Source organism: Hymenobacter telluris (assembly GCF_017313265.1).
Taxonomy (GTDB): Bacteria; Bacteroidota; Bacteroidia; order Cytophagales; family Hymenobacteraceae; genus Hymenobacter; species Hymenobacter telluris.
In genome coordinates this window covers 20,107-45,943 of sequence record NZ_JAFLQZ010000013.1, presented here as the reverse complement: position 1 = coordinate 45,943, position 25,837 = coordinate 20,107, and the positions used below count along the sequence as shown (strand labels likewise).

Here is a 25,837-nt window from a genome sequence, read left to right as displayed (position 1 = left end):
TATTCTTTAATTGAAACGATAGAATAGGATATTTAAAAGTATTTTAAAAAATTTTAATTGTACTAATTTGTTTGAGTATGACTATGTCCATCGTGTTTTTGCTAAGGTTTGTAGGCTACTGAGCAGTATTCATCTAAGAGAAGGTGATATGGGCAGAGTATAAATCTATAGGTTAAGTGCAAATAGGCAAGTTTATGCTCTATAAATTTGCATCACACTCTGAGTAACACACCGACTTACTGCTCTATTTATGAAACTAAGTGCACACCCTTTTCATCCTGCCACCGGCGAACTGCTCGCTACGTATCGGGATGCCTATTTGCGGGGAGACCTTACAAGCAAAAACACGGCGGCCGTAGACGCCTACCTGAAAGCCAACTCTAAACATGGTGACGCTACCCTGCGCCGCTATTACGAGATGAAGCAATTGGGCCACACTGTAAAGCCAATGGGCTGGGTGGAGCGCCAATTCGAGCTGATTCGGACTGAGCCACAGCGTTTTCGTCGTCGTGCTACTTCGCTGGTAGCTGGTAGCGCCCTGCTGGGTGGCGCCGTATTTGCTGGCACCAACCTGCCGAATAACAGCACGCCAACTGACGTTGTGCCTACTACAGAGATGCCCGCTGAGCTTTTTGCTTCCGCCGCCAGCACTGAGGCTTCGGCTATGCGCATGACCACGGTACGGGGCCGCATCCTCAACGAGAATGGCCAGCCCCTGATTGGTGCTACGGTTATCGACAAAACCAGTGGCCGGGGCGTGAGCACCGATGCTGCCGGTAACTACTCCCTGCCAGTGCGCGTGGGTCAGTCGCCGCTGTTGCAATACGGCTACGCTGGCTACCAGGAAGAGGAAGTGCAGCTAAAAGGCCGTGGCACCCAGAACGTAACGCTGCTGCCCCGCGAAAAGGCAGCTAAAAAGCGCTGGTGGATTTTCTAATAAGCTACTAGCGAACAGCAAACCAGCGTACCCAGTTTTTCTGAAGTTTTTTCCGCATGCAATTTCCATTTCTCAATAGGCCCAGCATCCGCAAAGTCACAGTCGGGGCATCCGATGAGGCTGGCCGGGTGGCCCGGACCGTGATGGAAGGGTTACTCGCCGAACTGCCGGAACTGCTCTTGGCTTGCTTGGTAGAGGCACCGTCGGGCCGGGTGGTGGCTTCCTATACCACCGCCGCTACTCTCAACCCCAACCAGATCAATCTGCGGTACGCTAAGCTGCTTCGCGCTACGGATGCTGCCCTCGCTACTCAACAACTTCCAGGAGGCCCTCTAACAGAAATGACCCTGCTGCTAGAAGACCAGCTTCACATCATACGGCCGTTACCCAATAGTTCGTGGTACTGCTTTCTGGCAGTCCGATTCGCTGATACTAATCTTGGGATGGCCACCGAAATACTCCGTCGTCACACCGCACAACTGTAATAAAATCCTTTAAAACATTTTACTTTTTACATCATGACCTCTGCTAAACAAGCCGTAAAAGACATCCTGGCCGAACTGCCCACCCTGTTGGCCGTTGCCGTTGTAGAAACCGAGACGGGTATGCCCCTGGCGTCGCACTCCAACATCGCCGAGTTCGATATCGAAACTGCCGCTGCTTACAACACCGAAGTGGTGAAGCAGAAGCTGAAAGCCGTACAGGCCCTGAAACTGAACCAGACCGTACAGGACATTCTGCTCACCCTGACCGACCAGCTGCACGTTATCAAATTGTCGCCTAAAGGTGACAAATTCATCTATCTGGCTGTGAACTCGCGCGATACCAATCTGGCCGTGGCTCGTCAGATTTTGAAAGCTCAAACTGCTGTTCTGAATTAATCAATTATCTCTCCCTATTCAGGAAAGCCCGCTGGTATTGCCAGCGGGTTTTTTTATGGGCATCGGGCGCAAAATATTGGTTGGCAACTACTAAACGGTGCAGAGGCGCGGCACTGCGCGTCTCGGCCTTGAACGACCGGAACCGCACTATTATAAATAGCGTCAGCAACGCCAAGGCGCGTAGTGCCGCGCCTCTACACCACTCATGCAATAGTCAATAGTCTGATATACAGTTTGCCGCGTAGAAAAGTAGGTGGCGAAGCTGAGTAGGAAGCTACCAAAAAAGCCCAGCTCGAAAACGAGCTGGGCTTTTTTATGGTTAGCGGGCGGCAATTACTTGCCCTTGCCTTTGGTACCGTCTTCCGACGTTTTCTGCTTGCGCTTCTCCTTTTTGCCTTTACCATCCTTGGTTACCATCTTCATCTTCTCGGCGGTAGATGCTTCCGGAGCGGTTGTGGCAGTGGGTGCCGGGGTGGCCACGGCGGGGCCTGATACCCGGTTGCCATCCAAGTCGAGCTCTACCACTTCGTAGCCTAGCTCACCGAGGCCGGGGAACGACTTGGCCCGGTCACCTACCACTACCACATACATATTGTCGACGGGCAGGTATTTCTGGGCGCTGGCTTGCAGGTCTTCGCGCTTCAGGGCTTTCAGAATGTCGCTTTGCTGCCGCACATAGTCGTTGGGCAGGTCGTATTCCAACAGGCGGCCCAGGAAGGCGGCCTTCTGCTGCGCGGTTTCGTAGCGGAGAGCATCCTGCTGGCCTACTGAGGCTTGCAGGAATTGCAGCTCCTCATCGGTAGCGCCGTTGCGGTAGTTCTTAATTTCGTTCATGAACTCCTTCACCGACGCCGCGGTAGCATCGGCGCGCACACCGGCCTGGGCCGTGTAAGGACCCACGTAGCGGGTGCTCTGAAAGCCGGAACGGGCACCGTACGTGTAGCCTTTGTCTTCGCGCAGGTTCAGGTTGATGCGCGAGTTGAAGGCACCACCTAAAATGTAGTTGGCCAAGTAGGCGCGGTAATAGTCACCAGTAGCGTCATACGGCAGGCTGGTGAGGTAGCCCACCCGGATTTCCGACTGTGCCGCGCCATCCTTATTGATGAAGTAGATGCGCGTTTTGTCGGGCTGCTGCGCGGTTTCGCCGGCGGGCAGCGCCACGTTTTTGCGGGGCCAGCTTTTCAGGAACGCCAGGCGCGGCAGCACGTCCTTCTGGTCTACGTCGCCTACCAGCGTGAGGTAGCTTACGTTGGGCGCGTAGCTCTGCTGATAGAATTGCTTCACGTCGTCGAGCGTCAGGGCCGATACGGTGGCCGTGGTGCCCGAGGAAGGCACGCCCATAATGTCGCCGGGGCTGTAAAGCAGGCGGGCGTAGGCTTTGTTGGCAATGGTTACCGGCTGCGTGTTCTGGTTGGCAATACCTTCCAGGGTTTGCTTTTTCAGCCGGTCGAAATCAGCTTGGTCGAAGCGGGGGTGCAGCAGCATTTCCTCGGCCAGGGCCAGCGTAGCCGGCAGGTTTTTGGTGAGGCTGCTTACTACCAGCGTGGTGTTGTCTTCGCCGCCGTACACCCGGATGGTGCTGCCCAGCCGGTCGAGGGCCGCCGAAAACTGCTCGCCGGTGTACTTCTGAGTGCCTTCGTTGAGCATGGCCGCCGTGAGGGAAGCAATGCCCGCTTTGTTTGGTGTAGCCTGCTCTAGCCGGTGGCCGCCGCGCATGGTCAGCAGCATGGTTACGGTTGGAATTTCGGTGTTGCGGCTACCCATCACGCGCAGGCCGTTCTCGAAGTCTTCGCGCCACACGGGTGGCACTTGCACCACGGGGTTGGCACCGCTTTTCGGTTGCTTGCTCCGGTCGAAACTGTCGGTGGCTTTCACGTATTTCAGCCCAGCGTACTCGTCTTTCGGCGCTTTGTAGTTGGCTTTGCTGGCCGTGAAGTTGCTGGCTTTGGCTACCAGCTTACCGCTGTTCTTGGGCACTACGCTCAGGATGACGGCGGGCTTGCCTTTCACGTACTGGTTGTATACGCGCTGCACATCAGCCTTGGTGAGCGAACGGACGCGGCGCAGTTCTTCCGGCAGCCGGTTAGGGTTGCCAGTGAAGGTCTGGAACGAGGCCAACTGGCTTACTTTGCCGCTCACGCTGCTCAGGCCGTTGATGAGGTCGGCTTCGCGGCTGGCTTTGAAGCGGGCCACGTCGTCGTCGGTAACGCCACGCTTTTCAAACTCGGCCAGCGTGCGGCGCACCAGCACTTCCATGCTGTCGAGGCCTTTGCCGGGCAAGCTCAAGCTGGTAATGGTCAGTTCGCCAGCCAGTTCGGAGGTCGGATGGTAAGCCTGCGCCTGCACCGCTTTCTGGGTTTTGATCAGGTTTTTGTAGAGCAACGACGTTTTGCCCCCGCCAATTATTTCAGCCAAGGCATCCACGGCTACCTCGTCGGGGTGGTACTGCGGCACGGTGGGGAACACCATTTGCAGCATCGGGAAGCGCACATTGTCTTCGTAGCTTACGTATCGGTCGGCGGTCAGCACGGGGGCGGGCAGCTTCATATTCTGCACGGCCGGCCCGCGGTTGATGGGGCCGAAGTACTTCTCTACCAGCTTCACCACTTCGGCCGGCTTCACGTCGCCGCCCACGGTGAGGGTGGCGTTGTTGGGGCCGTACCAGCGCAAAAAGAAGTTCTTCAGGTCATTCACATCCGACCGGTCGAGGTCTTCGAGGTAACCGATGGTCAGCCACGAATACGGGTGGCCGTAGGGGTACAGCGTTTTGGCTACGTTTTCGGAAGCCAGGCCGTAGGGGCGGTTGTCGTAGTTCTGGCCCCGCTCGTTTTTCACGGTGGAGCGCTGCACCTCAAACTTCTGCTGCGTTACGGCGTCCAGCAAGAAGCCCATCCGGTCGGCTTCCAGCCACAGCGCAGTTTCCAGCTGGTTGTTGGGCACCGTCTCGAAGTAGTTGGTCCGGTCACGGTTGGTGGTGCCGTTAAGCGTACCACCCGCTGAACTCACAATCTTGAAGTGCTGCTCGTCGCCAACGTGGTCGGAGCCCTGGAACATCATGTGCTCGAAGAAGTGCGCAAAGCCCGACTTGCCGATTTGCTCCCGCGCCGAGCCTACGTGGTAGGTCACGTCAACGTGGGTCAGCGGGTCGGAATGGTCTTCGTGGATGAGAAGCGTAAGGCCGTTGGGCAGCACGTACTTCTCGTACGGAATTACTAGCTCCGAGCCTTTGCGGGTTACTTTTTCCACGAGGCGGGTGCCGCCAGCCGTGGTAGCCAGTGCGGGCTTAGCGGCCGGTTTCTGCTGAGCTACCGTGGGGGTTGCCAGCGCAAGCCCCAAGCCTAGCAGCCAAATAGATTTCAACGTCATAAAAAAGGTACGGAGTAAAGAATGGAAAACGTGGTGAAGATAAGTACCTAATAGACGCTGGCAAGTGCGCAAGGGACGCACACTCTGGCGCAAGCAGTACGAATAGGCTATTGTTTTCGTGCTTTTTAGTACTGGCCGGATGCAACTCTTCACTTGCCATTGCACTCTGCCAAACAAAACGATTCCCAGGTTGTGCTTTTTAGGATCTTCACGATAAACACATGCATCGTGAATAGCTTAACTAAAAGAATTGGCACTTATCTTTACTTGCTTTTGCTGTTGCCATGCTCGTTACCAACCTCGACTATCTGTTGCTTTCCCACCGCCCCGATTTGGGTCAGGTATTTCTGCGTTGGACTCGGCCCGCTACTTCAGCGGAACACCGGGAGGGCTACCAGGCGGCTCTGGAAATGGCCCGCCGCGAAAAGGTGGGCCGCTGGCTGATTGATCTGCGCAGCCGGGGTCTGGCCGACCCGGTTGATTTTCGGTGGATTATCACCTCGTTTCGGGAGCAGCTGACGGCGGCTTTGCCGGGGGTGCGCCCCAGCTTAGCCTATTTGGTACTGCCGTATCACGCCGAGTTGCTTAACCAGCGCTTAGCCGAGGAAATGGCTACCGATTCGGTGAATACCGTGGCTATCCGCGTATTCACTGAAGAGCAGGCCGCCCAAACCTGGCTGCAAAGCAAGTAAAACCAGCTCCGCAAAAAGCCCCGGCTGCCACTGCGTAGCCGGGGCTTTTTGCAATAGCCATGAACACCAATGCTACACCCGCGGGTCGAGTTGCACGGGCGTGTCGTAGGCGGGGCCGTCCAGGGCAGTTGGCTCGGCGGGCAGCCGCACGTCGTCGGCGTCATCTACGCGCAAGGTGAGCAAACCCGACAGAATCATGGAGCAGCCTCCCAATACCAGGGTAAAGATGGGCTGGTCGTTGAAAAAGTGCTTGGTAAGCGGCCCTAATACCAGGCCGGCTACACCCTGCGGAATAACAATGAAGAAGTTGAAAACCCCCATGTAGTATCCCATCTTATTGGCAGGCAGCGCCCCAGCCAGCATAGCGTACGGCACCGACAGAATGCTGGCCCACGCAATACCCACGCCCACCATCGAGAGCAGAATATAGTGGTAATCCTGAATGAAGTAGATGGAAATCAGGCCCAGCCCACCCAGCACCAAGCACAGCATATGCGTGAAACGGCGGCTGGTGGAGCGGGCCACGATGGGCAGCAACAGCGCCACCACCGCCGACAGCCCGTTGTACACCGAAAAACACACGCCCACCCAATCACCGCCCTTGTTGTAGAGCGCCGACGATGTATCGGTGGTGTGGAAGATGTGGCTGGTTACGGCCTGGGTGGTGTAAATCCACATCGAGAACAGCGCAAACCACGAGAAGAACTGCACCACTGCCAGCTGGCGCATGGTTTTGGGCATGTGAAAAATGCCTTCAAACGACTCGCGCAGACCATTGGCAAACCCGGCCGTACGTTGTTTTTCGGCTTCAAACTCCACCATATTTTCCGGCGGGTATTCTTTGGTTCGCAGCACCGTCCAGAGCACCGCCAGGAAGAATACCAGCCCGCCCACGTAGAAAGCATATTTCAACGAGAGCGAAATATGGCCGGGCTCAGGGGTGTTTGAAACCCCAAACCAGTTGGCAAACATCCACGGCAACGACGAGCCTACAATTGCCCCTACCCCAATAAAAAAGGTCTGCGCCCCGAACCCCGTGGTCCGCTGCTCAGAAGGCAGCAAGTCGCCCACCAGCGCCCGAAACGGCTCCATGGAAATGTTGATGCTCGAATCCATAATCCACAGCATGCCGGCTGCCATCCATAAGGCCGTCACGTTGGGCATAACAATCAACGACAGCGAAGCCAGAATAGCGCCTATCAGGAAAAAGGGCCGCCGCCGCCCAAACCGGGGGTGCCAGGTTCGGTCTGATAAGTAGCCGATAATAGGCTGCACCAGCAGGCCCGTAATGGGCGCGGCCAGCCACAGGAAGGCTATTTCGTCGGTTTTGGCACCCATGGTCTCGAAAATGCGACTCATGTTGCTGTTCTGTAGTGCAAATCCGAACTGAATGCCCAAAAAGCCGAAGCTCATGTTCCAGATTTGCCAGAAGCTCAGGCGGGGTTTGTGGCGGGTGTCGGCGGACGTTGCCGCGGCGCTGATTGCCATTGGTGTGGGAATTTTGGTGGAAGAACGGGGAATTAGTGCGTAGTGCTTGGTGCCTAGTGCTTAGGTTGTTCTATTATCTTATTTATATAGAACTGCCTAAGCACTAGGCACCGAGCACTACGCACTACTGGCCTTTAGGCTTGATTTCGAAGATGTAGGCGCTCAGCGGGGGGAGTGTGAGCGTGAGGTACTCGGTGGGGGGCGTGTTGTTGAGCAGGTCGGTGTAGGTGCAGAACCGGTCGGGTTCGAGGCCCATTTGCTTGCGCACCTCAGCCGGGATGGTGATGGTGGGCTTGCTGGTTTTGTCGCGGCTGAAGTTGACTACTACCAGCAGGCGCTGCTGGTCGGTGTAGCGCAGGTAGCTGTACACGCGCTGCTGGTCGTAGTCTTTGCCGAGGTTGTTGGCGTCTTGTAGCTCGTAGAACTTGCCTTTGCGGATGGCTTCGCTGGAACGGGTCAGGTTGAGCAGGCGGCTGTAAAAGTCGCGCAGCTGCTTCTGGCTTTCCGAGAGCTTGCCCCCGTCGAACTTGCCGCCGTTCATCCATTTCTGGTGCTCCGGCACGCCCCAATAGTCGAAAATGGTGGTGCGGCCGTCTTCGCTGGAAAAGCCCTCCGCGCCCCGTGCCGGTTCGCCCACCTCCTGCCCCGAGTACACCATCACCGGCCCCGAGCCCAGCGTGGCCGTAACGACCATGGCCGGAATGGCCGTGCGCGGATCAGTGGCAAAGTCCTTGGAGGCAATGCGTTGCTCATCGTGGTTTTCCAGGAAGCGTAGCATCTTGGAGCCAAAGCCGCGGCTTTCCTCCTTCCACACTTTAGTTATTTCCTCGGTGTTGCCGCCACCGGTCATCAGGCGGCGCAGGGCGTCGTAGAGGCCCACTTTGTCGTAGAGGAAATCGAAATGGCCTTTTTCCAGGTAGGTGCGGTACTCCTTGGGGTTGTAGGCTTCGGCCAGGAAAATGATGTTGGGCTTCACCTTTTTCACCTCCGGAATCACCCAGGCCCAGAACTCCACGGGCACCATTTCCACCATGTCGCAGCGGAAGCCGTCCACGTCTTTCTTGGCCCAGAACACCAGAATGTCGCGCATCTTCTTCCACGTGTCGGGTATGGGCTCGAAGTGGGTCTGGCGGTTCTGCTGGTAGTCTACGCCGTAGTTGAGCTTCACGGTTTCGTACCAGTCGTTCACGCTGGGCGCGGCCGAAAACACGTCGTTGCCGGTGGCTTTGGCGGGTGTTTCGGTGTATTTGCCGTCTTCCTTGGGGCCCATCATTGCGCCCAGCGGGTTGCCGGCCTTGGGCACTACCAGGCTCTGGCCGGGCAGGTAATAGAAGTTGTTGTTGGGCGCGAAGGCCTTGGCTTTGTCGTCGGTAGCCCCCAAATCCACCACACCGCCGGGCTTGGCATCCGAGGTATAGCTGCGCGCTACGTGGTTCGGAATGAAGTCCATGAGCACCTTCAGGCCATTGGCGTGGGTGCGCTTGATGAGGGCTTCGTACTCCTGCATGCGGGTTTTCACGTTCACGGCCAGGTCGGGGGCCACGTCGTAGTAGTCCTTGATGGCGTAGGGCGAGCCAGCGCGGCCTTTTATCACGTCAGCATCGTCGGGGCCGGGGCCGCCCTGCTTGCTGAAGTCGGTCATGGTGGCGTGCTCAATCACGCCGGTAAACCATACGTGGCTGGCCCCCAGCTTCTTGATTTCCTGGAGGGCCTTGTCGGTGATGTCGTTGAACTTGCCCGTGCCGTTTTCCTGCACGGTGCCGTAGGGCTTGTTGACGGTGGTCTTGTTGCCAAACAGGCGCGTCATCAACTGGTAGATAACCAGCTTGTTGTCCTGAGGCACCTCGTCGGTGGTATTGGGGTCCGCTAGGATGATTGGTTCAGGCACGGCAGTGAAGGCGAGTAGCGCGAGTAGAGCTGGAAAAAGAAGTTTCTTCATACGGGGGCGGGTATTTTTTAGCCCGCAGAGGACGCGGAAGATTGCGCAGAGGACGCAGATTGTTCTGGCAGGCCGTTGACTTTGCGGAAGATACCGGCTTTAATGAGCGGCACGTTGAAATTAATTAGTAAACCAAGCTTGTAACCGGAAAGCTTCAGGTAGGTAAGTAGCTGCATATGATGAACTTCAAGCAGCACTTCCACCGACTTCAACTCAACCACTACTTTGTTTTCCACTACTAAGTCCATACGGAAGCTATTTTCCAACCGGAGCCCGTCGTATACCACTGGCAATGCTACCTGCGTCTGTACAGCAAGCCCACGCTTCCGCAGTTCGTGACACATCAGCGTTTCATACACCGATTCCAGAAGCCCTGGCCCTAACGTCATATGAATCTCATAAGCCGCTTGCCGGATCAAATAGGATATATCGTTCTCGTGCTTCTGCGTCATCTGCGTAAACCTCAGCGTCTTCTGCGGGCTAAAAACGTAAGAACCATAGTTATTTCCTAAGCTCCACCACCAGCGCCGACCAACCCGGCACCTTGAACGATTTCAAATCGGTAACGGCTGCTCCCGACACTACCTCGGTACCGGAAGTAAACCCGTTAAGCCGCTCCGAGAAGCGCGAACCGTCCACGGTTTTCTCTTCCTGGTTGGAGTTGAGCATCACCATGACGGTTTCGCCCTGCTCGTTGTAGCGGAAGTAGGTGTAGATGCCATCCTGCGGGATAAACTGCATCAGCTTACCGGTTTGCAGCACTGGGTGGGACTTGCGGTACGTGCCCAGCTTGCTCACGTAGGCAAAGGCTTCCTGCTCCTGCGGCGTGCGGCCGGCGGCCGTAAACTTGTTCTGCTTGTCGCCCGAGAAGCCGCCGGGGAAGTCGGAGCGCACCAAGCCGTCGGGGTTGGAGAAGTTCTTCATCAGAATTTCGGTGCCGTAGTAGAGCTGCGGAATGCCGCGGGTGGTCAGCAGCCAGGCAAAGCCCATTTTCAGGCGCGGCAAACTCTCCCCAATCACCGAGTACACCCGGCTCATGTCGTGGTTGTCCAGGAACACCACGTTGCGGCTAGCGTCTTCGTACAGCCAGTCGCCTTGCAGGGCTTCGTAGAACTTGTACACGTTGCCCTTTTCCTTTAGCGCGTCCCAGGCAGCGTTCTGCGACTGAAAATCGAGCACGCCGGGCAGGTTGCTCTTGAACCCATCCACGGGCGGCAGAATGTTGCGGGCGAAGAAGGCCTGCTGGGCCGTGCTGCCCACCCAGGCTTCCCCGAACATGCCCAGCTGCGGGTACTCATCGAGTAGCGCTTTGCCCCAGTCCATCAGGAACTTGGGGTCGGAATACGGGTAGGTGTCGATGCGGTAGCCGTCGAGGCCAGTATATTCCACCCACCACAAGAAGTTCTGAATCAGGTAGGTAGATACCAGCGGGTTGCTCTGGTTGACGTCGGGCATGGTGGTGTCGAACCAGCCTTTGTTGTACAGGTCCCGGTCCCGGGCGGAGCCGTAGGGGTCGTTGAGGGCCAGGGAGTTGTAGTTGCTGCGCGTGAAGGCGGGCCACTGGTTGAACCAGTCTTTGGCCGGTTGGTCTATGAACAGGTAGTTGTAGCTGCCCATGTGGTTGAGCACCACGTCGTGAATTACTTTGAGGCCATTCTGGTGGGCCTTCTGCACAAACTGGGCGTACTCCTCGGTGGTGCCGTAGCGCGTGTCGGAGTTGTAGTAGTCGGTTACGGCGTAGCCGTGGTAGCTCGCTTTGGGCATGTCGTTTTCGGTTACCGGCGTGGGCCAGATGGCCGTGACGCCCAGGCTCTTGAGGTAATCGAAATGCTGCTCGATGCCTTTGTAGTCGCCGCCGTGGCGGGCGTACATCGAGTCGCGGGCCACGGTGCGGGCGCGGGCAGTTTTGATGATGTCGTTTTTCGGGTCACCGTTGGCGAAACGGTCCGGCATCAGAAAGTAGATGAAGTCGGAACTGTTGATGCCCTGTACCCGGCTTTTGTCGGTGTTTCGGGCGCGCAGTTCGTAATCGTACTTCAGCTTGTTCTTGCCACCCACGAATTCCAGTTTCAGCTTGCCTGGCTTGGCATCGGGCGCAATGTTCAGGTTGACCAGCAGGTAGTTCGGGCTTTCCAGCTTCTGGGTGCCCTCCAGCGTTACGCCGGGGTAAGCGGCCATCGTCAGCTTGCTGTCGGCAATACCGGGGTTGTGCACCAGCAGCTGGAGCTTGGGGTTTTTCATGCCCACCCACCAAAACGTTGGGTCGATGCGCTGGATGCCAGCGGGCTTTTTGGCGGGCGCCGCCGTGGCCGCGGACGGATGCGCGTGAACCTGCACAGTAGGAACAGTCAGTAGGCAAGTTGCCAGGGCTGGCAGCAGGAAACGGGAAAGCTTCATGGAAATGTGGGAATATTAGAATGGGGGCAGCTAAGGTAACAATTCAATAGTCCATTAGCGGCTCAAACGTGGTTTCTCGCAGAGGTCCGCAGAGGAAAAACGCAGAGGTTCGCAGTGTGCTGGCATCCGCAATTCGTGCAAACGCAAGAAGCCCCGCCGCAGGGCGAGGCTTCCAGAAAACCAAACGGAACCTAAGCACTAGGCACCAAGCACGAGGCACTAAAAACCTATTGCAGCTTGGCTAGCCAGAGCGAGGCGTTGAGGTGCAGGCGGGGGTGGCTTACGTTTTCGCCCCAGCCGTCGTACACGGTGTTGCCGGGCGAGCCGGTACCGTCGTCGGCAGGCGAAGAGTCACCGATAATCACCACCCGGCCCGAGCCGAACGTGCTGCTGGCGGCCATAGCCAAATTATTGCCCTGTGCGGTGGCCGAGGTGCGCCAGATTAGGCCCTGCACCGTGCTGTTGGCGGTGGGGTTGAGGGTCATGGTGGCGCCATTGTGGAAGGAAAGCTGCGACACCGCGCCCTGCGAACCATTCAGGATGGGGTTGCTGCCGGTGCGCACGTTGCTGCTGTTCTCCACAATGTTGTCGAGGTTCACCGAGAAGCCGAAGGGGTTGGCTTTCACCGAGTTATTCTGCATCAAGTCGTTCCAGATGTCGGGCGAGTCGTAGCCGTCGTTGTTACGGTCGGAAATGTCGTGGTCGGAAATCATGAATAGGCCGCCGCCGTTCTGCACGAATTGCAGGATGGCCGTTTTCTCGGCCGCCGTGAAGATGATGTTCGGCTCATCGACCACAAACACGTTGTAGTAGCTCAAGTCCTGCGGGTTGCTGGTGTTGCCGTAGCTGATAGTTGAGCCGGCCGGCAACTGCTCCACCGTGTGGCCCTGCTTGGCCAGCGCCACGCCCCAGGCCGAAATAGCGCCGGTCCAGTAGGTTTCCGGAGTGCTGCTGGTGATGCCGCTTTGCGCCGGCGTGGGGTAGCGCGAGGCCACGCCACTGTTCACGTCGAGCACCCAGTCGGCGTTGCCGGCCAGCTCTCCGTGCGAACCATCAAAGAGAAACTTCTTGGCGCCAGTGGTGGGGGGCGGCGTGGTACCGCCGCCGTACTGCTCCACCGTCACGTTATCAAGGTTGATGCGGTTGGTGCCGCCGCTGGTTTTGCGGATTTGCAGGCGCACGGTGCCACTCAAATTCACTGTGAACGAGGCCGTGCTCAGGGTGGCGCTGCTGCTGGTGATGGTGCTGCCCACTTTCGCGTAGGAGCTGCCGCTGTTCTGGCTAACCCACAGCTCCCACTGCGAGCTGCCGTCGGTGCCGTATACGGCGTGCCCCACCGTAACCACACCCGCGCCGGCTGTGGTATTGAAGTTCATGCCTACCGAGCCCACGTTACGCACCCGCACCGACTGACTGCCAGTTTTAGCGTCGGCGGTGGTGTTGCCGAGCAGGGCGTCGTTAAGGGTCCAGGAGCCGGAACCGAGCGTGACGGAGCCGGTGGTGTAGGCGGTTTTGGTACCCGTTTCGAAGGTTTCGGGAAAGCCGGTGGCACTTACATCGGCTGTGCTGCTAGTGGCCGCCGGAGTGGCACTGGGCGTAGGCTCCAGCTTGGTGCAGGCCGCCGACAATGCCAGCAGGGCACCGGCGAAAACGAAGTTGAATTTCATAGAAAGGTTGGTTGTGGTTGGGTTGGAAAAGAACAGAAATGCAAAAATAACCAGCCGGTCAGGCGGTTACCGCAACGGGTAAGTTACGGTTATGTCAACTTATGGCGCTGGGGTGCGGCTGTCTGTAGGGTGTCCTTCCAACGCCGGAGGAATCTGAGGGAAACGGTTGCACGACTTCACCCGGATTCCTCTGGCGTCGGAAGGACAGATGCTTCTGGCTTGTAATGGGGGAAGCATTCAAGCAGAGCCATACTTTGGTTTTGCCCCGAAATGTTGGCACCTTGGCCGGCACTTGCCCCGAACGTATTGCCTGGCAGGCCGTATGCCGGGCGGTAGGTAGCCTGATTGGGCTGCCTTTTTCTCTGACTTATCCTTTCTATGGCTTTCGAGTTCAAACCCTACACTCCCGCCGCCGAATTCACGACGCAGGCGGCTTACTTCTCCATGGAATTTGCGCTGGATCAGGCGCTTAAAACCTACTCCGGCGGCCTCGGCTTCCTGGCCGGCTCGCACATGCGCTCGGCCTACGAGCTGAAGCAAAACCTGCTGGGCATCGGCATCCTGTGGAGCTTCGGCTACTACGACCAGGGCCGCAACGAGGACCAGACCATGCGCGCCGAATTCACCCAGAAAACCTATTCCTTCCTCGAAGACACCGGCCTGGTTTTCCCCATCACCATCCACGATGCCAACGTGTACGTGAAGGCCCTGTACCTGGCCCCCAACACGTTCGGCACGGCCCCGATGTTCTTCCTGACCACCGACATTCCCGAAAACGACTTCATTTCGCGCACCATCTCGCACCACCTCTACGACGCCGACACGGCGGCCCGCGTGGCGCAAAGCATCCTGCTGGGCGTGGGTGGCGGCAAGCTGCTCGATTTGCTGAACGTGCCCGTAGATGTGTATCACCTCAACGAAGGCCACGGCCTGCCACTGGCGTTTTACCTCTACGAAAAGCACGGCCGTCAGCTGGAAGAAGTACGCAAGCGCCTGGTATTCACCACCCATACGCCTGAGCTGGCCGGCAACGAGGAGCACCCCATGGACCTGCTTGCCAAGATGTCGTTCTTCGGGAAGGTGCCGGCCGAGGAAATTACGCGAGTGGCCGGTGTGGAAAACGACCGAATGAACTACACACTCACGGCCTTGCGCTTCGCGCGCCTCTCCAACGGCGTGAGCAAGGTGCACGGCACCGTGGCCAACGAAATGTGGGGTAGCAACAAAGGCATCTGCCCCATTATTGCCATTACCAACGCCCAAAACGGCACTTACTGGCGCGACCAGCAGTTGCACGCTGCCCTCGAAGCCAACGACGACAAGGCACTGCTGGCGCGCAAGCGTAAGCTGAAGAAGCAACTCTTCGACATCGTGGCTGATCAGACGGGTACCCTCCTCGACCCCGAGGTGCTAACCGTGGTGTGGGCCCGCCGTTTCGCCGGCTACAAGCGCGCCGACCTGATTCTACGCCACTTCGAGCGGTTCCTGAGCATCATCAACAACTCCGAGCGGCCCGTGCAGGTTATCTGGGCCGGCAAGCCCTACCCGAAAGACTACGGTGCCATCGGCCTCTTCAACGACATCATCCGGAAGGTGAAGCCGCTTAGCAACTGCGCCGTACTAACGGGCTACGAGCTGTCGTTGTCGGGCTACATGAAGCGCGGCTCCGATATTTGGTTGAACACGCCCCGCTACCCGCGCGAAGCTTCCGGTACCAGCGGCATGACAGCCGCCATGAACGGCTCCGTCAGCCTGAGCATCGCCGATGGTTGGGTGCCCGAGTTTGCCCGGCCCGGCGAGAACAGCTTCATCATCCCGCACACCGACCCCTACCAGCCCGACAACGTGAAAGACGACATCGAGGCTACCAGCCTGCTCGATGTGCTTGAAAACGAAATCGTGCCGCTGTACTACGACCAGCCGGACAAGTACCTGGAAGTGGTGAAAGCCGCCATGCGCGAAGTCGAGCCCGAGTTCGAGTCGCACCGCATGGCCACCGAGTACTACCAGAACCTCTACAACGCCAAATAGGCAGTTAAAAGCTAAAATGAGCGAGTTCCCCTCCTTTTTTTAAGGAGGGGTGGCCGCAGGCCGGGGTGGTAAAGTCGTTGTTTAATTGAACGACAACTAGCTCTAGTTTTCTAGTTCTAGTTAACCACCCCACCCTTCGGGCACCCCTCCTTGAAAAAGGAGGGGAACTCGCTCTTTTTAGCTTTTAACCGCGAGTACGCCTTCCAGCACCGCCCACACGTTATCGGCTAGCAGCTTTTGGCCGGCGGCGTTGGGGTGCACGCCGTCGGGGAGGTTGAGGTGGCGCTGGCCCAGTACACCTTGCAGCAGGAAGGGTACGAAAGGCACGCTGTTGCGGTCGGCCAGGTCGCGGAATAGGGCCTTGAAGTCCTGGGCGTAGCGGGCCATCTGGTGCCCGCCTAATGGGCCTAAGTCAAACGGAAACTCCAAACCCACCAGCACCAGGCGGGCCGCCGGGTGTTTCAGTTTCACTTGGTTGATAATGTCTTGCAAGTTCTGGGTGGTTTCCCGGACCGGTATGCCGCGCAGACCGTCGTTGGCGCCTAGGGCCAGCACAAATACGTCCACGGGTTGGCGGTTCAGCACGCTGGCTAGCCGGAGCCGGCCGCCGGCACTGGTTTCGCCACTCACGCCGTAGTTGAAGGTCTTGTAGGGTAGGTTAAGCGCGTCGATGCGCTGCTGAAGCAACGAGGGAAACGCCGCACTAGCGGGCAACTGGTAGCCGGCCGTGAGGCTGTCACCAAAAAAGAGAATGTTCTGCATTACAGAGGAAAACGGTGGAAAAGCCAGCGTGGGAGCAACGGCCAAAGAACTTCCTCAGTAAGACGATTATAAGCCCGAATTACTGGAAGTGAAGCGGTGCAAAGCCGGCATAGGAAACACCTGCACACTACAAACAGTCAGGCATTACTTACTGAAGCAAACGGCCAGAAAGCATAGCTGGTTCCTGTTTTTATCTGTTCACAGCAACAACTACGGGCCTGACTTCGCAAGGAAGCCAGGCCCGTAGTTGTTATTTGAACTGTCAGATAGCCAGTTGCTTACATGCGGGCGAAGTGGCTGGTTGCTATCCGGGCACCTTCCTCGGTGCAGAGGCCGCGCACGTAGTAGAAGAAGATGTTGCGGTACACGTCGGCCTGGTTGGTGTAATCAGGCGGAAACATTTCTTCGTTGAGAATAAGGCTGAACTGGGCCAGTATGATACGGGCAATGAACGGCGCATTGAGGTCGGCCCGAAGCTGCCCCTCAATGATACCTTCCTGCAACAGGCGCGTGAGCAGCGGATACGAGTACTGTTCTAGGTACTCCTGCATGGCATTCCAGGCCTGCGCATACTGCTCGCGCATCACGTGGTAATCGTAGTGCGGAGAGCGGCGTAGCTCGTGCAGGCTATGGTGTAGCAAGGCCAGCAAGCACTCAATAGGAGTGCCCAGGTTGGCAAACAGCTCGGCATGCTCGTGTTTTTGCCGGGTTAGGTTGCGGCGAATTACCTGCACTACCAACTCTTGCTTGGAACCGAACTGATTACGGAACTCATAATTGCTTAGGTCGAGAGCTGCGGCTAGCTGCTCTTCGTGCACTATCCCAATCCCAACGGAACGGAACAGTAAATTGGCTTTATCAAGTAGTTGATGGAGTAAGACTTGCTCCATAAGAATAGGGCAGTTTGGTAAAGAAAAGATCGTGCATACAACGCTAATATCCCTAGCAAATAGTATTCCGGAATAGCATTATTTTTTAGCGGAGAAGTCCAAGTCCAAAAAAGAAAATAAGTTGGAGCATGTACACGAACGGCGCTAGGTCGTTGCGCTTCACAAAATCGGAGCGGTTAAAGAACACTTGCAGAATCAGCGACACTATAAACCAACCCTTAAAGTTCTGAAAAGGAATAACATCGAAGCGCCATTGCCAAAAATCATAGCGTACCGCCATCGGTTCCAAGCACGCATCGAGCCCGACCATGAGCAGCGCGGCAACCAACGCTCGTCCGAAATTGGGAATTGGCAGGTACTGCGCTAAGACGCCGGTAGTGTACGTTAGCATCAGCCAATTCACCCCAATCATCAGAGGTACGCCCAGCCACTGTACGCCCAGCGTGGGTCCGTATTTGTAGAATCCGAACAATAACCCAGTTCTGACCCCGATTACCTCTACGAAGAATCCTACTGCCATTGTGACCAGGCAAAACCACACAAAGCTAGGCGTCCGTTCCTTCTGAAAAGACAGCAACAGCCCAACCGTGAGCAACAGATTCAGCGGCACGAATTGCAGATAGAAACTGGGGTCTTCGGCAAAGCCTAAGCCCACGAAACCCGTCACATGAAACAGCAGCAGAATGCCCTGCGCAATGCGCAGCCGCTTTTTTTGTGCAGCTGCCTGCTCCGTTGCCGGAGCCGAATATTGTTGAGTTGGATCGGGCATGGAGAGGAATTAAAAATTAAAAATTAAGAATGAAAAGACCGTATGCGGGGCTTAAGCCATTGTGATGTAGGTCTCACTCTTTTAATTTTTAATTCTAGATTTTTAATTGATTAAACCGGACACGATGCGGGCGGAGAGCAGGCAAAGCGGAATACCGCCGCCGGGATGCACCGAACCACCGCAAAAGTACAGTCCTTCCAGCTTCCGCGAAAAATTTGGGTGCCGCAGAAAAGCCGCCAGCATGTTGTTGCTGGAGCTGCCGTACAGCGCGCCCCCAAACGACGAGGTGCGCGCGGCAATGCCCGGCGGGTCCCACACGTGCTCGGCCCGGATGAGCGGCGCCACATCCTGCCCCAGTGCCTTGCTTACGCGCGCCAGCACGGCGGCGCGGGTTTGGTTGATGAGGGCCGGCCAGTCCTGGCCTTGGTCGTGGGGCACGTTCACCATTACAAACCAGTTTTCGTGGCCAGCGGGGGCATCGGTGGGCGTGTGGCCGCTGGTGATGTTGACGTACACCGTGGGGTCGGGGCTGATGGTTTTCTGCTGGAAAATGGCCTCGAACTCCTGCTTGTAGTCCTGGGAGAAGAAGATGTTGTGCACGCCCAACTCCGAAAACCGGTGAGCCACCCCCCAATAGAAAATTAGGGCCGACGACGAGCGGGGCTGGCTGAGCGTACGTTCCGGCGCGGGCTGGCTGGGCAGTAGCTTGCGGTAGGTGGGCACCACGTCCATGTTGCTGACTACCAGCCCGAAGTCGTACACATCCTGCGCCGTTCGTACGCCGGTTACCTGGCCCGCTGCCGTCAGGATTTCCAGTACCGGCTCCTGGTAGCGAAACTCTACGCCCAGCTCTTCGGCCAGCCGTACCAGGCTTTGCGCAATGGCATAAATGCCGCCTTCGGGGTAAAAAGCGCCCAGGCCGTGCTCCAGGTGCGGAATCATGCTGAGCGTGGCCGGGGCCTGATAGGGGTCGGAGCCGTTGTAGGTGGCAAACCGGTCGAAGAGTTGTACTAGGCGCTCATCATCGGGGAAGGCGGCTTGGTGGCGCTGGTGCATGGTTTCCAGCAAGCCCAGCTGCGGCGTGGCGGCCACGGCTTTCAGCACGTCGGCACTGAGGTAAGTGCGGGCTTTGTGCAGCGACTTTTGCAGGAACGTATCGGCGGTGGCGGAGTAGGCGCGGCCACTGCGTTGTAGAAAGGCCAGCACATCGGCGGCCGGTACGCGCAGCTTGGCTTCCACTTCGGCGGCAAACTTTGCCTCGTCGGCCCAGGCGGTGAGGCGGGTACCATCAGCGAAGAAGTATTGCGTAATGGGGTCGAGGCGCTGGTAGCGGAAGTAGTCGTGGGGGTTGCGGCCAGCCAGCTCGAACAACTCGTCCACGAGGTGCGGCAGCGTAAACAACGACGGGCCCCCATCGAACCGGTAGCCGCCCGGCAACTCTAGCTGGTGCATCTTGCCCCCGAAGCTTTCCTGCGCCTCAAATACCGTGACGCGGTGCCCACGTACGGCCAGCCGCACGGCCGTGGCAATACCGCCAATACCGGCTCCTACAACGGCCACGGGTTGAGAAGCAGGAGAAACGTAAGGTTGATTGCGCGCCACAGATCAAGCAAAAAGGTATGCCGGTAGCTATAACTCGAAAACGTGCTTTATGGCTGCCGTTTCAAAATTAAAAAACAGTGGACTTGGGGTATAGATGGGACTGTCGAGGCCAGTAACAACCCATCCTTCAAGGGCTTGCAGATGCAGAACGCGAAATTTCTGCTGAAATACTACCAGCTTGCGTAAGCGCGTATTCAATAGGGCAATGCGTTGGCCAGTGCTACTAATTAAAGCTGTCTGCCAGAGAGGTAGCGCCACACAACGACTTTTTGCATCCCAAACGGGGGGGCCGCCATAGGTGCCCGGTAACCTGTACTGCTTATTGCCAGAAGTAACCCAAAAGCAGGAACCGTGTAGAGGACCGCCCTGATTCATTTCCTGCAAGCTTTCATATTTAAGTGACTGTGACGCGTCTGGCGAGTACAGCTGTTGTTCATCGTTTACAAAGTTCCATGGTGTCAGTGAGTGGTTCTGCATGGTTAGGAGGTAGATACCGCTGAAGTAGACGAGAAAACGAAGCTACGCCCTGCTTTTGGCCACACCAACAGCCAATGATGAGGCTACCGTAAATTTTCAGCATAAATAGGGGTTTGCCTGTAATGCCCGGCACGTTTTCACGATTCATGAGGACGTAGCAGTAACTGATGTTCTCCGATGTACATGCTGCCGTTTAGATATAGTAGATTTGACTACTTGCTTATGGCCACTCAACGCACCTTCTACCTGCGCCTCGTTTTCTGGCTGCTGTTCTACGCTGTAGGGCTGCCGTATGCCGTGCCCGCCTGCCTCGACTGGTTGAGCCGCTCCTCCAATTGGTGGCTGAGCTGCGGTATTCTGGGCTTTCTGGCCTTGGCAGCGGGCGTGGCCTTGTCGTTGTATCAGGCCGGCCGGGCTCTTACCGCTTACTTCCTGCATTCCACTTCCTCTCCTTCCTCTTCCAACTCTAAATGGCCCAATATCAACTAAATCCGGATCGTAGTTGGCTGAAACCCATCATCTTCGTTGGCTTGCTGCTACTGGCGCTGGTGGCCGGGTGCAGCCTCATTAAGGTGGAGCGCATTGATGCTGGCAACGTAGGTATCAAGGTGAACCTGGCCGGTGCGGGCCGCGGTGTTGATGACATTACGTACGCCACCGGCTGGGTGTTCTATAGCCCCCTGAGTACGGCCGTGTATGAGTTTCCGGTGTATACCCAACACAAAGAGTACGAGGAGTTTGAGGTGCAGAGTCGGGATGGTTCCAGCTTCGGGGTAGCCCCCAGCCTCAACTACTACGTGCAGTCCGACAAGGTCGACGACATCTTCCGGCAGTACCGCCGCCCGCTGGCCGCCATTGAAGACGGCTTCCTGAAAACCGCCGTATACGAAGCCTACCGCGTGGCCACCAACCGCTACACCGCCGACAGCCTCATCAGCAACCGTGGCAGCTACGAGGCGCGGGTGAAAGCCAACCTCGTAACCCAGCTGCAAGCCATGGGCTTCGTGGTGCAGCAGATTACCACCAAGCTGGAGCCGCCGGCCAGCCTCAAAGCCGCCATCGACGCCAAGAATACCGCCGTGCAAACCGGCCTGCAAACCGAAAACCGCATCCGGCAGGCCGAAGCCCAGGCCCGCATCAACATTGCCGAAGCCGAGGGCCGGGCCAAGGCCATCCGCATTGCCGCTGATGCCCAGGCCTACGCCAACGAAAAACAACAACAGTCGCTCACGCCGCTGCTGGTGCAGATGCGCTGGATTGAGGCCTGGGAGAAAGGCGGCAGCAACGTGCCCACCTATACCTCGGGTGCCGGCGGCAGCCAGTTCCTGATGCAGATGCCCGCGCCGGGTGCCGGGAAGTAAGCCAAACTCGGGCTTGGCGTTACTCCACCGCCAGCACTAGGCCTTTCAGGTACTCGCCTTCGGGGTGGAACAGGCTGACGGGGTGGTCGGCGGGCTGGGTGAGGCGGTGCAGGATGCGGGCCGGCCGGCCGGCTTCAATGGCTGCCGCCAGCACTGCGCCTTCAAATAGCTCGGCCGATACTACCTGGGAGCAGCTGAACGTGAACAGCAACCCGCCCGGCGCAATCTGCTTGATGCCGGCGGCGTTCAGGCGCTTGTAGCCCATCAGAGCATTGTGGCGGGCCGAGAGGTGTTTGGCAAACGCCGGTGGGTCGAGCACAATCAGGTCGTACTGCTCCTGGCTGGACTTGAAGAAGCTGAACACGTCTTCGGCGTAGGCGGCGTGCTTGCTTTCCAGGCCGGTGAGGGCGGCGTTGCGCTCGGTTAGCTCAATGGCCTTCTTGCTGGAATCAACGGAATGCACCAGCTCGGCGCCGGCTTGCAGAGCGTAGGAGCTGAAGCCGCCGGTGTAGCAGAACGTGTTGAGCACCCGGCGGCCGGGCGCGTACCGGGCCAGCAGGCTGCGGTTGTCGCGCTGGTCGATGAAGAAGCCGGTTTTCTGGCCCGTTTCCCAATCCACGGCAAACGGGTGGCCGTTTTCCTGCACAATGTGCTCCTGGCCACTGCTTTCCCCGAACAGGTAGCCGTTTTGAGCGCCCGGCGCAGCTTTGGCAGGTACCGTTTCGGCGCTTTTATCATAGATGGCGCGCAAACCGGGAACTACGGCTTGCAAGGCGGCGGCAATTAGTGGGCGGGCTTTGTACATGCCGGCACTGTGGGCCTGCACCACGGCCACGTCGCCGTACACGTCGATAATGAGGCCGGGCAAACCGTCGCCTTCGGCGTGCGTGAGACGGTACACATTGGTGCTGCCCGTGCCGGTCAGGCCCAGGCCCTGCCGGAGCTGGTAGGCGTTGCGCAGGCGGCTTTCCCAGAAGCTAGCGTCTGGTAGCTGTACGACGGGGCCAAAATCGAGCATGCGCACGGCAATGGAACCGGGAGCGTAGTGGCCCATGCCCAGCACCTCGCCGTTGGCGGCCTGCACCATCACCACTTCCCCCTCTACCACTTCGCCCTGCATCCGGGCAATGGCCCCCGAAAACACCCACGGGTGACGACGACGAAGGGACTGGTCTTTACCGGGTTTAAGCGTGATGGTGGCGGAACTCATAGCAGCGAAAATTCAAACGAAACAAGAAAGCGCAAAGGTACGGCATAGCCATTTGGCAGGCTTCCACTTCCGGTTTTCCTTGTTCAACCGCACGGTACCGGCGGGTGTGTTTCCTTTGCATTGCCAGCCGCACGGTTGCTGTGCTTGGCTTACAATCAGTACGAGCTTACTAATTGCCCCATGTCCGTTACCCGCATCCTCGACTATACGCCGGCCCATCAACCGGTCTTTCGCGCGCTCAATGAAGAGTGGATAACGCAGTATTTTGTGATGGAAGCGCCCGATTATCAAATGCTTGATGAGCCAGAGCGGTACATTCTGGAGCCCGGCGGCGCTATTCTCATGGCCGAATATCAGGGCCAACTAGTTGGCACTTGTGCCCTGCTGCCCGAAGGCCACGGAGTGTTCGAGCTGGCTAAAATGGCCGTGTCGCCGAAAGCGCAGGGGCTGGGTATCGGCTTTGCGCTGGGGCAGGCTGCCATCAGCAAAGCCCGGCAACTTGGCGCCCATCAGCTAGAGCTGCTGTCGAATTCTCGCTTGGAGCCGGCGCTGGCACTGTATCACAAGTTGGGCTTTCGGCACGTGCCAGTCCCCGCCAGCCCCTACCAGCGTACCGACGTGAAAATGATGCTTGACCTGTAGCAAGTGTCTGCTAAGTACGGGGTTAAGCTGCAATGCATTGCAGTCGTTTGCCAACCACACGCTTCGTAGCCACACAAGCCAGCGTATTGCTTAACCGAATGGGTCGAGATAAGCAATGAGGATAGCCAGCGCCGCCAGGCCGGCCAGTATCGCCCAGACTGGTCCGCCCCAAATCAACAAGCCAAGCAGGGAAATAGGCAGTACAATCAGGCCCAGCACGCCAAATACAGTAGTTCCTAACCCAACTTCCGCCGTTTGATGAGGACGACGGGCTACGTGCCGAATGCTTTGAGCGGCGCCATAATGGGTAGTGGGTTTTACGCGCTGCTGCGCCAAGGCCTGTGCCACCACGCGGCGCAACTGCCGCATCTGGCGGGCTGGCCGCAGCGCTGGTCGAGCCGCCTTAGCAGGAACCGCTGCTAGTACTGCCGGAGTAGCCGCTGTTGCCACTACCGGGGCCACTACCTGCACCGAATCGGTAGAAGCCATAGTGGCCGCGGCGGGCGAGGTTGCCGGCCGAAACTGGTAGGCTACCTGGGTGCTATGGCAACTAGCGGCCAGCAGCAGGACCATTGCAGCAAGCGAAAGGCGGGTGAGATGCCGCAGCAGGCGGACAGGAGCAGGCGAAATACGCATGGGCAGAACCAGGGAGAGGCGGCAAGATACAGGCTTGTTGCGGGCATATACGAGAGTCACTGGCTTCGCGCTGCCCAACAGCTTCGTCCTAACCAGTTATTGCGCTGCCGCCGTACCAAACCAGCGTTGGTAAATAGGCCGCCGCCACACAAACTGCGCCCACATAACGGGCCACAACAGCCGGTCCAACACGGTGGATGCGGTGCGGTATTCAATGTCTTCCACAATGTAACAGCCTCCATCAGGCGCAGGCTGCATCAGGTGGCGGTGCTGCCAGTAGCGCAGCGGTGCGGGCAGTAGCTGGCCCTCATCCACAAAGTAATATGTGCCGTCGGCGGTAATGCCATGGTCGGTGATAAGCGAGTTCCAGCGGGTGCTTAGCGGCCCCACTCCCATCTGAATGTGCACCTCGTCGCCGCGCTGGCAGCCATCAAACCGCAGCAGCTGAAACGGTGGAAACGGTGGTGCCAGGGCCAGAAATAGCTCCCGCGTGAAGCCGGCGGATACTTGGGCGGGCGAAGCGGCTACGTGCGTACGGAGGTAGAGGTGCATACTTCTACTACCATTTGCTGATAAGGTTTGTTCGGTTCTGCTCAACCATTCAGGCCCTATTTAGCAGCGCAACAACGCAAGTATTCCAGCTGTAGATTATGAATACTATATTTTTAATTTTCGTATAAATTTTTGTAATATGCTTTGGTTCCTGTGGGTCTACTGCATGATGACCTCACGATGGATACTGCCAGCAACTGCCAAATCAAACCACACTATGAAACGCAATAAGTATTCTCTTCCTGCTTTCCTGCTTTTAGCAAGCGTGTTAAGTGTCGTGACTAGTTGCAACGAAAAAAACCTGTACCTGCCTAGTGGAAAGGTGAAAAATCCTGGAGGTAAAGAAATTACTGTAGAGGACAATACAAAAAATGGAGCAAAAAAATATCAAAAAGAATTTAAAAAGAATAAAAATCGTGCAGTGTATATTGATAAGAATAAGTTAACAGAATTTATAAATTCACTTGGTTCAGATTGTAAAGGGATTAGAATATATGGTTCAATAAACCAAGATGGAGGATTTGAGGAAGTAGGAAAAATAGGGATTATAATTGTTGGAGTGGGACAAGATAATAAAGATATTACGAAAGATAAATCAACCTTGGCAGCTGCCAAAGCTTTTGCAAGCTACGACAGATGTCCTGACAACTGTGATAAAACAAGCGGCCTTTATGATCCTACGGTTGAAGACTGAAGTTAGAAATAACAAATGTTGCTAACGGGAAAGTAGTGCGTGGGGCAATGAAAGACTGGGCCGAACTTCTTCATCTTAACAGTAGGATATTGGAAGTTGCGCCATTACTTCCATTCATTCTTCTGTGGGTATGCAAATGCCGGCTGCCAGTGAAGTTTAGGCCCATATACTACTACATAATAGTGGAGTTGCTTTTATATATCCTTAAATTACCTAGCAGGCTGCTGTTTAGAAATGATATATACCTCTTTCATTTATCAACTGTATTTGCAGTATTATTGCTAATTAAGGTTTATTTAAAGTTCTTTCATTCAAGAAAATCATCAAAACTTATACTGTCTGCAACTCTATTATTCTTGTTTACTGCTTTTCTAGACGCGGTTTTTATCAACGGTATATTCGTCGACCTCAATAGTTATTCTCAAGCTTTCGGGAGTATTTTACTGGTATCATTGGCATTATTACACATTGTTCAAATAAGTCGTACTAGTATAGACATACTGAAACAACCAGAATTCTTTTTCAGTATGTCTGTTTTGATTTACTTTTCTTATGCTATAGTTACCTACGTAGCTACCAACGTCATCTATAATTCAGGATATGATTCGGTAACCAGAATCAGGTTCGATAGAATTATCAGCGCCCCTGATGCTGTTCTTTACGCCGTTCATATGGGCTTACTGGCCTGGATGTTCAGCTTCTTTCCACTAAGCATCAACCCGTTGCAGGCATTGCCACGCTGGCTGCATTACAGCCGGTGGCATCATCGCTCCTATAAGGTGCTGGGCCATAGTTCGATTGCGCTTCACCACCTGACCGTTGCTTAATATTCGGTAGCTCCCTC

24 protein-coding genes are annotated in these 25,837 nt (G+C 56.6%); 10 read left to right on the top strand and 14 right to left on the bottom strand.

Features of this window, described 5'->3' with window-relative positions:
- Positions 1 to 250 precede the first annotated feature (250 nt).
- From J0X19_RS17225 to J0X19_RS17215, 3 genes are read left to right on the top strand one after another with little or no spacing between them, the layout of a single operon-like run.
- Positions 251 to 937 carry a carboxypeptidase-like regulatory domain-containing protein gene (locus J0X19_RS17225; RefSeq protein WP_206985670.1) on the top strand — a complete coding sequence of 229 codons (687 nt, stop codon included), beginning with the start codon at positions 251 to 253 and terminating at the stop codon, positions 935 to 937.
- A 56-nt stretch (positions 938 to 993) separates the two neighbouring features.
- On the top strand, positions 994 to 1,422 hold the full coding sequence (locus tag J0X19_RS17220; RefSeq protein ID WP_206985669.1) for a hypothetical protein: 429 nt from the start codon (positions 994 to 996) through the stop codon (positions 1,420 to 1,422).
- Between the two features lie 33 nt (positions 1,423 to 1,455).
- Entirely contained in the window at positions 1,456 to 1,818 is a 363-nt protein-coding gene (locus J0X19_RS17215; protein ID WP_206985668.1) for a hypothetical protein, read from the top strand.
- A 333-nt stretch (positions 1,819 to 2,151) separates the two neighbouring features.
- On the opposite strand, the gene J0X19_RS17210 is transcribed toward J0X19_RS17215, so the two are convergent.
- Positions 2,152 to 5,184, bottom strand: coding sequence for a M16 family metallopeptidase (locus tag J0X19_RS17210; protein ID WP_206985667.1), 3,033 nt, complete (start codon positions 5,182 to 5,184; stop codon positions 2,152 to 2,154).
- Positions 5,185 to 5,468: 284 nt separating this feature from the next.
- On the opposite strand from J0X19_RS17210, the gene J0X19_RS17205 reads away from it, so the two are divergent.
- Complete coding sequence (locus tag J0X19_RS17205) at positions 5,469 to 5,876, top strand: hypothetical protein (protein ID WP_206985666.1); 408 nt, start codon at positions 5,469 to 5,471, stop codon at positions 5,874 to 5,876.
- 72 nt (positions 5,877 to 5,948) lie between these two features.
- Here the strand turns inward: J0X19_RS17205 and J0X19_RS17200 are convergent, their stop codons facing one another.
- The 5 genes from J0X19_RS17200 to J0X19_RS17180 all read right to left on the bottom strand — a co-directional run bounded on the left by J0X19_RS17200 (position 5,949) and on the right by J0X19_RS17180 (position 13,367).
- Positions 5,949 to 7,364, bottom strand: a complete 1,416-nt coding sequence (locus J0X19_RS17200; protein ID WP_206985665.1) for an MFS transporter — start codon at positions 7,362 to 7,364, stop codon at positions 5,949 to 5,951.
- 124 nt (positions 7,365 to 7,488) lie between these two features.
- Entirely contained in the window at positions 7,489 to 9,303 is a 1,815-nt protein-coding gene (locus J0X19_RS17195) for an alpha-amylase family glycosyl hydrolase (RefSeq protein ID WP_206985664.1), read from the bottom strand.
- Between the two features lie 17 nt (positions 9,304 to 9,320).
- Complete coding sequence (locus J0X19_RS17190) at positions 9,321 to 9,755, bottom strand: GxxExxY protein (RefSeq protein WP_206985663.1); 435 nt, start codon at positions 9,753 to 9,755, stop codon at positions 9,321 to 9,323.
- A 49-nt stretch (positions 9,756 to 9,804) separates the two neighbouring features.
- Positions 9,805 to 11,700, bottom strand: a complete 1,896-nt coding sequence (locus J0X19_RS17185; protein ID WP_206985662.1) for a glycoside hydrolase family 13 protein — start codon at positions 11,698 to 11,700, stop codon at positions 9,805 to 9,807.
- A 227-nt stretch (positions 11,701 to 11,927) separates the two neighbouring features.
- Positions 11,928 to 13,367: a hydrolase gene (locus J0X19_RS17180; RefSeq protein WP_206985661.1), complete on the bottom strand. Its 1,440-nt coding sequence runs from the start codon at positions 13,365 to 13,367 to the stop codon at positions 11,928 to 11,930.
- 378 nt (positions 13,368 to 13,745) lie between these two features.
- On the opposite strand from J0X19_RS17180, the gene glgP reads away from it, so the two are divergent.
- Positions 13,746 to 15,398 (top strand): alpha-glucan family phosphorylase, encoded by a 1,653-nt coding sequence (glgP, locus tag J0X19_RS17175; protein ID WP_206985660.1) that lies wholly within the window; start codon positions 13,746 to 13,748, stop codon positions 15,396 to 15,398.
- 177 nt (positions 15,399 to 15,575) lie between these two features.
- On the opposite strand, the gene J0X19_RS17170 is transcribed toward glgP, so the two are convergent.
- From J0X19_RS17170 to J0X19_RS17150, 5 genes are all read right to left on the bottom strand, one after another.
- Positions 15,576 to 16,160: an arylesterase gene (locus tag J0X19_RS17170; RefSeq protein WP_206985659.1), complete on the bottom strand. Its 585-nt coding sequence runs from the start codon at positions 16,158 to 16,160 to the stop codon at positions 15,576 to 15,578.
- Between the two features lie 278 nt (positions 16,161 to 16,438).
- The gene (locus J0X19_RS17165; RefSeq protein ID WP_206985658.1) at positions 16,439 to 17,050 is read right to left on the bottom strand and encodes a TetR/AcrR family transcriptional regulator; all 612 of its coding nucleotides are present in this window, start codon (positions 17,048 to 17,050) and stop codon (positions 16,439 to 16,441) included.
- 85 nt (positions 17,051 to 17,135) lie between these two features.
- The gene (locus J0X19_RS17160; RefSeq protein WP_206985657.1) at positions 17,136 to 17,819 is read right to left on the bottom strand and encodes a carotenoid biosynthesis protein; all 684 of its coding nucleotides are present in this window, start codon (positions 17,817 to 17,819) and stop codon (positions 17,136 to 17,138) included.
- Positions 17,820 to 17,921: 102 nt separating this feature from the next.
- A complete protein-coding gene (gene crtD, locus J0X19_RS17155) occupies positions 17,922 to 19,379 on the bottom strand; it encodes a 1-hydroxycarotenoid 3,4-desaturase CrtD (RefSeq protein ID WP_206985656.1) in 1,458 nt (485 codons plus the stop codon).
- A gap of 69 nt (positions 19,380 to 19,448) precedes the next feature.
- Complete coding sequence (locus J0X19_RS17150; protein ID WP_206985655.1) at positions 19,449 to 19,898, bottom strand: hypothetical protein; 450 nt, start codon at positions 19,896 to 19,898, stop codon at positions 19,449 to 19,451.
- A gap of 222 nt (positions 19,899 to 20,120) precedes the next feature.
- Between J0X19_RS17150 and J0X19_RS17145 the strand changes: the two genes are divergently transcribed.
- Both J0X19_RS17145 and J0X19_RS17140 read left to right on the top strand, forming a co-directional pair.
- Positions 20,121 to 20,387: a hypothetical protein gene (locus tag J0X19_RS17145; RefSeq protein ID WP_206985654.1), complete on the top strand. Its 267-nt coding sequence runs from the start codon at positions 20,121 to 20,123 to the stop codon at positions 20,385 to 20,387.
- On the top strand, positions 20,369 to 21,259 hold the full coding sequence (locus tag J0X19_RS17140; RefSeq protein WP_206985653.1) for a prohibitin family protein: 891 nt from the start codon (positions 20,369 to 20,371) through the stop codon (positions 21,257 to 21,259). The genes J0X19_RS17145 and J0X19_RS17140 overlap by 19 nt, the downstream gene beginning before the upstream one ends.
- A 19-nt stretch (positions 21,260 to 21,278) precedes the next feature.
- Here the strand turns inward: J0X19_RS17140 and J0X19_RS17135 are convergent, their stop codons facing one another.
- Positions 21,279 to 22,469 (bottom strand): class I SAM-dependent rRNA methyltransferase, encoded by a 1,191-nt coding sequence (locus J0X19_RS17135; RefSeq protein ID WP_206985652.1) that lies wholly within the window; start codon positions 22,467 to 22,469, stop codon positions 21,279 to 21,281.
- Positions 22,470 to 22,649: 180 nt separating this feature from the next.
- Here J0X19_RS17135 and J0X19_RS17130 point away from each other — a divergent pair, with 180 nt between their 5' ends.
- Positions 22,650 to 23,111: a GNAT family N-acetyltransferase gene (locus J0X19_RS17130; protein WP_206985651.1), complete on the top strand. Its 462-nt coding sequence runs from the start codon at positions 22,650 to 22,652 to the stop codon at positions 23,109 to 23,111.
- A 90-nt stretch (positions 23,112 to 23,201) separates the two neighbouring features.
- Here the strand turns inward: J0X19_RS17130 and J0X19_RS17125 are convergent, their stop codons facing one another.
- Both J0X19_RS17125 and J0X19_RS17120 read right to left on the bottom strand, forming a co-directional pair.
- Positions 23,202 to 23,747, bottom strand: coding sequence for a hypothetical protein (locus J0X19_RS17125; protein ID WP_206985650.1), 546 nt, complete (start codon positions 23,745 to 23,747; stop codon positions 23,202 to 23,204).
- A 96-nt stretch (positions 23,748 to 23,843) separates the two neighbouring features.
- Positions 23,844 to 24,299 (bottom strand): SRPBCC family protein, encoded by a 456-nt coding sequence (locus J0X19_RS17120; protein WP_206985649.1) that lies wholly within the window; start codon positions 24,297 to 24,299, stop codon positions 23,844 to 23,846.
- A gap of 217 nt (positions 24,300 to 24,516) precedes the next feature.
- On the opposite strand from J0X19_RS17120, the gene J0X19_RS17115 reads away from it, so the two are divergent.
- Together J0X19_RS17115 and J0X19_RS17110 are read left to right on the top strand one after the other, a co-directional pair.
- Entirely contained in the window at positions 24,517 to 24,993 is a 477-nt protein-coding gene (locus tag J0X19_RS17115; RefSeq protein WP_206985648.1) for a hypothetical protein, read from the top strand.
- A gap of 356 nt (positions 24,994 to 25,349) precedes the next feature.
- Entirely contained in the window at positions 25,350 to 25,820 is a 471-nt protein-coding gene (locus J0X19_RS17110) for a hypothetical protein (RefSeq protein WP_206985647.1), read from the top strand.
- Positions 25,821 to 25,837 lie beyond the last annotated feature (17 nt).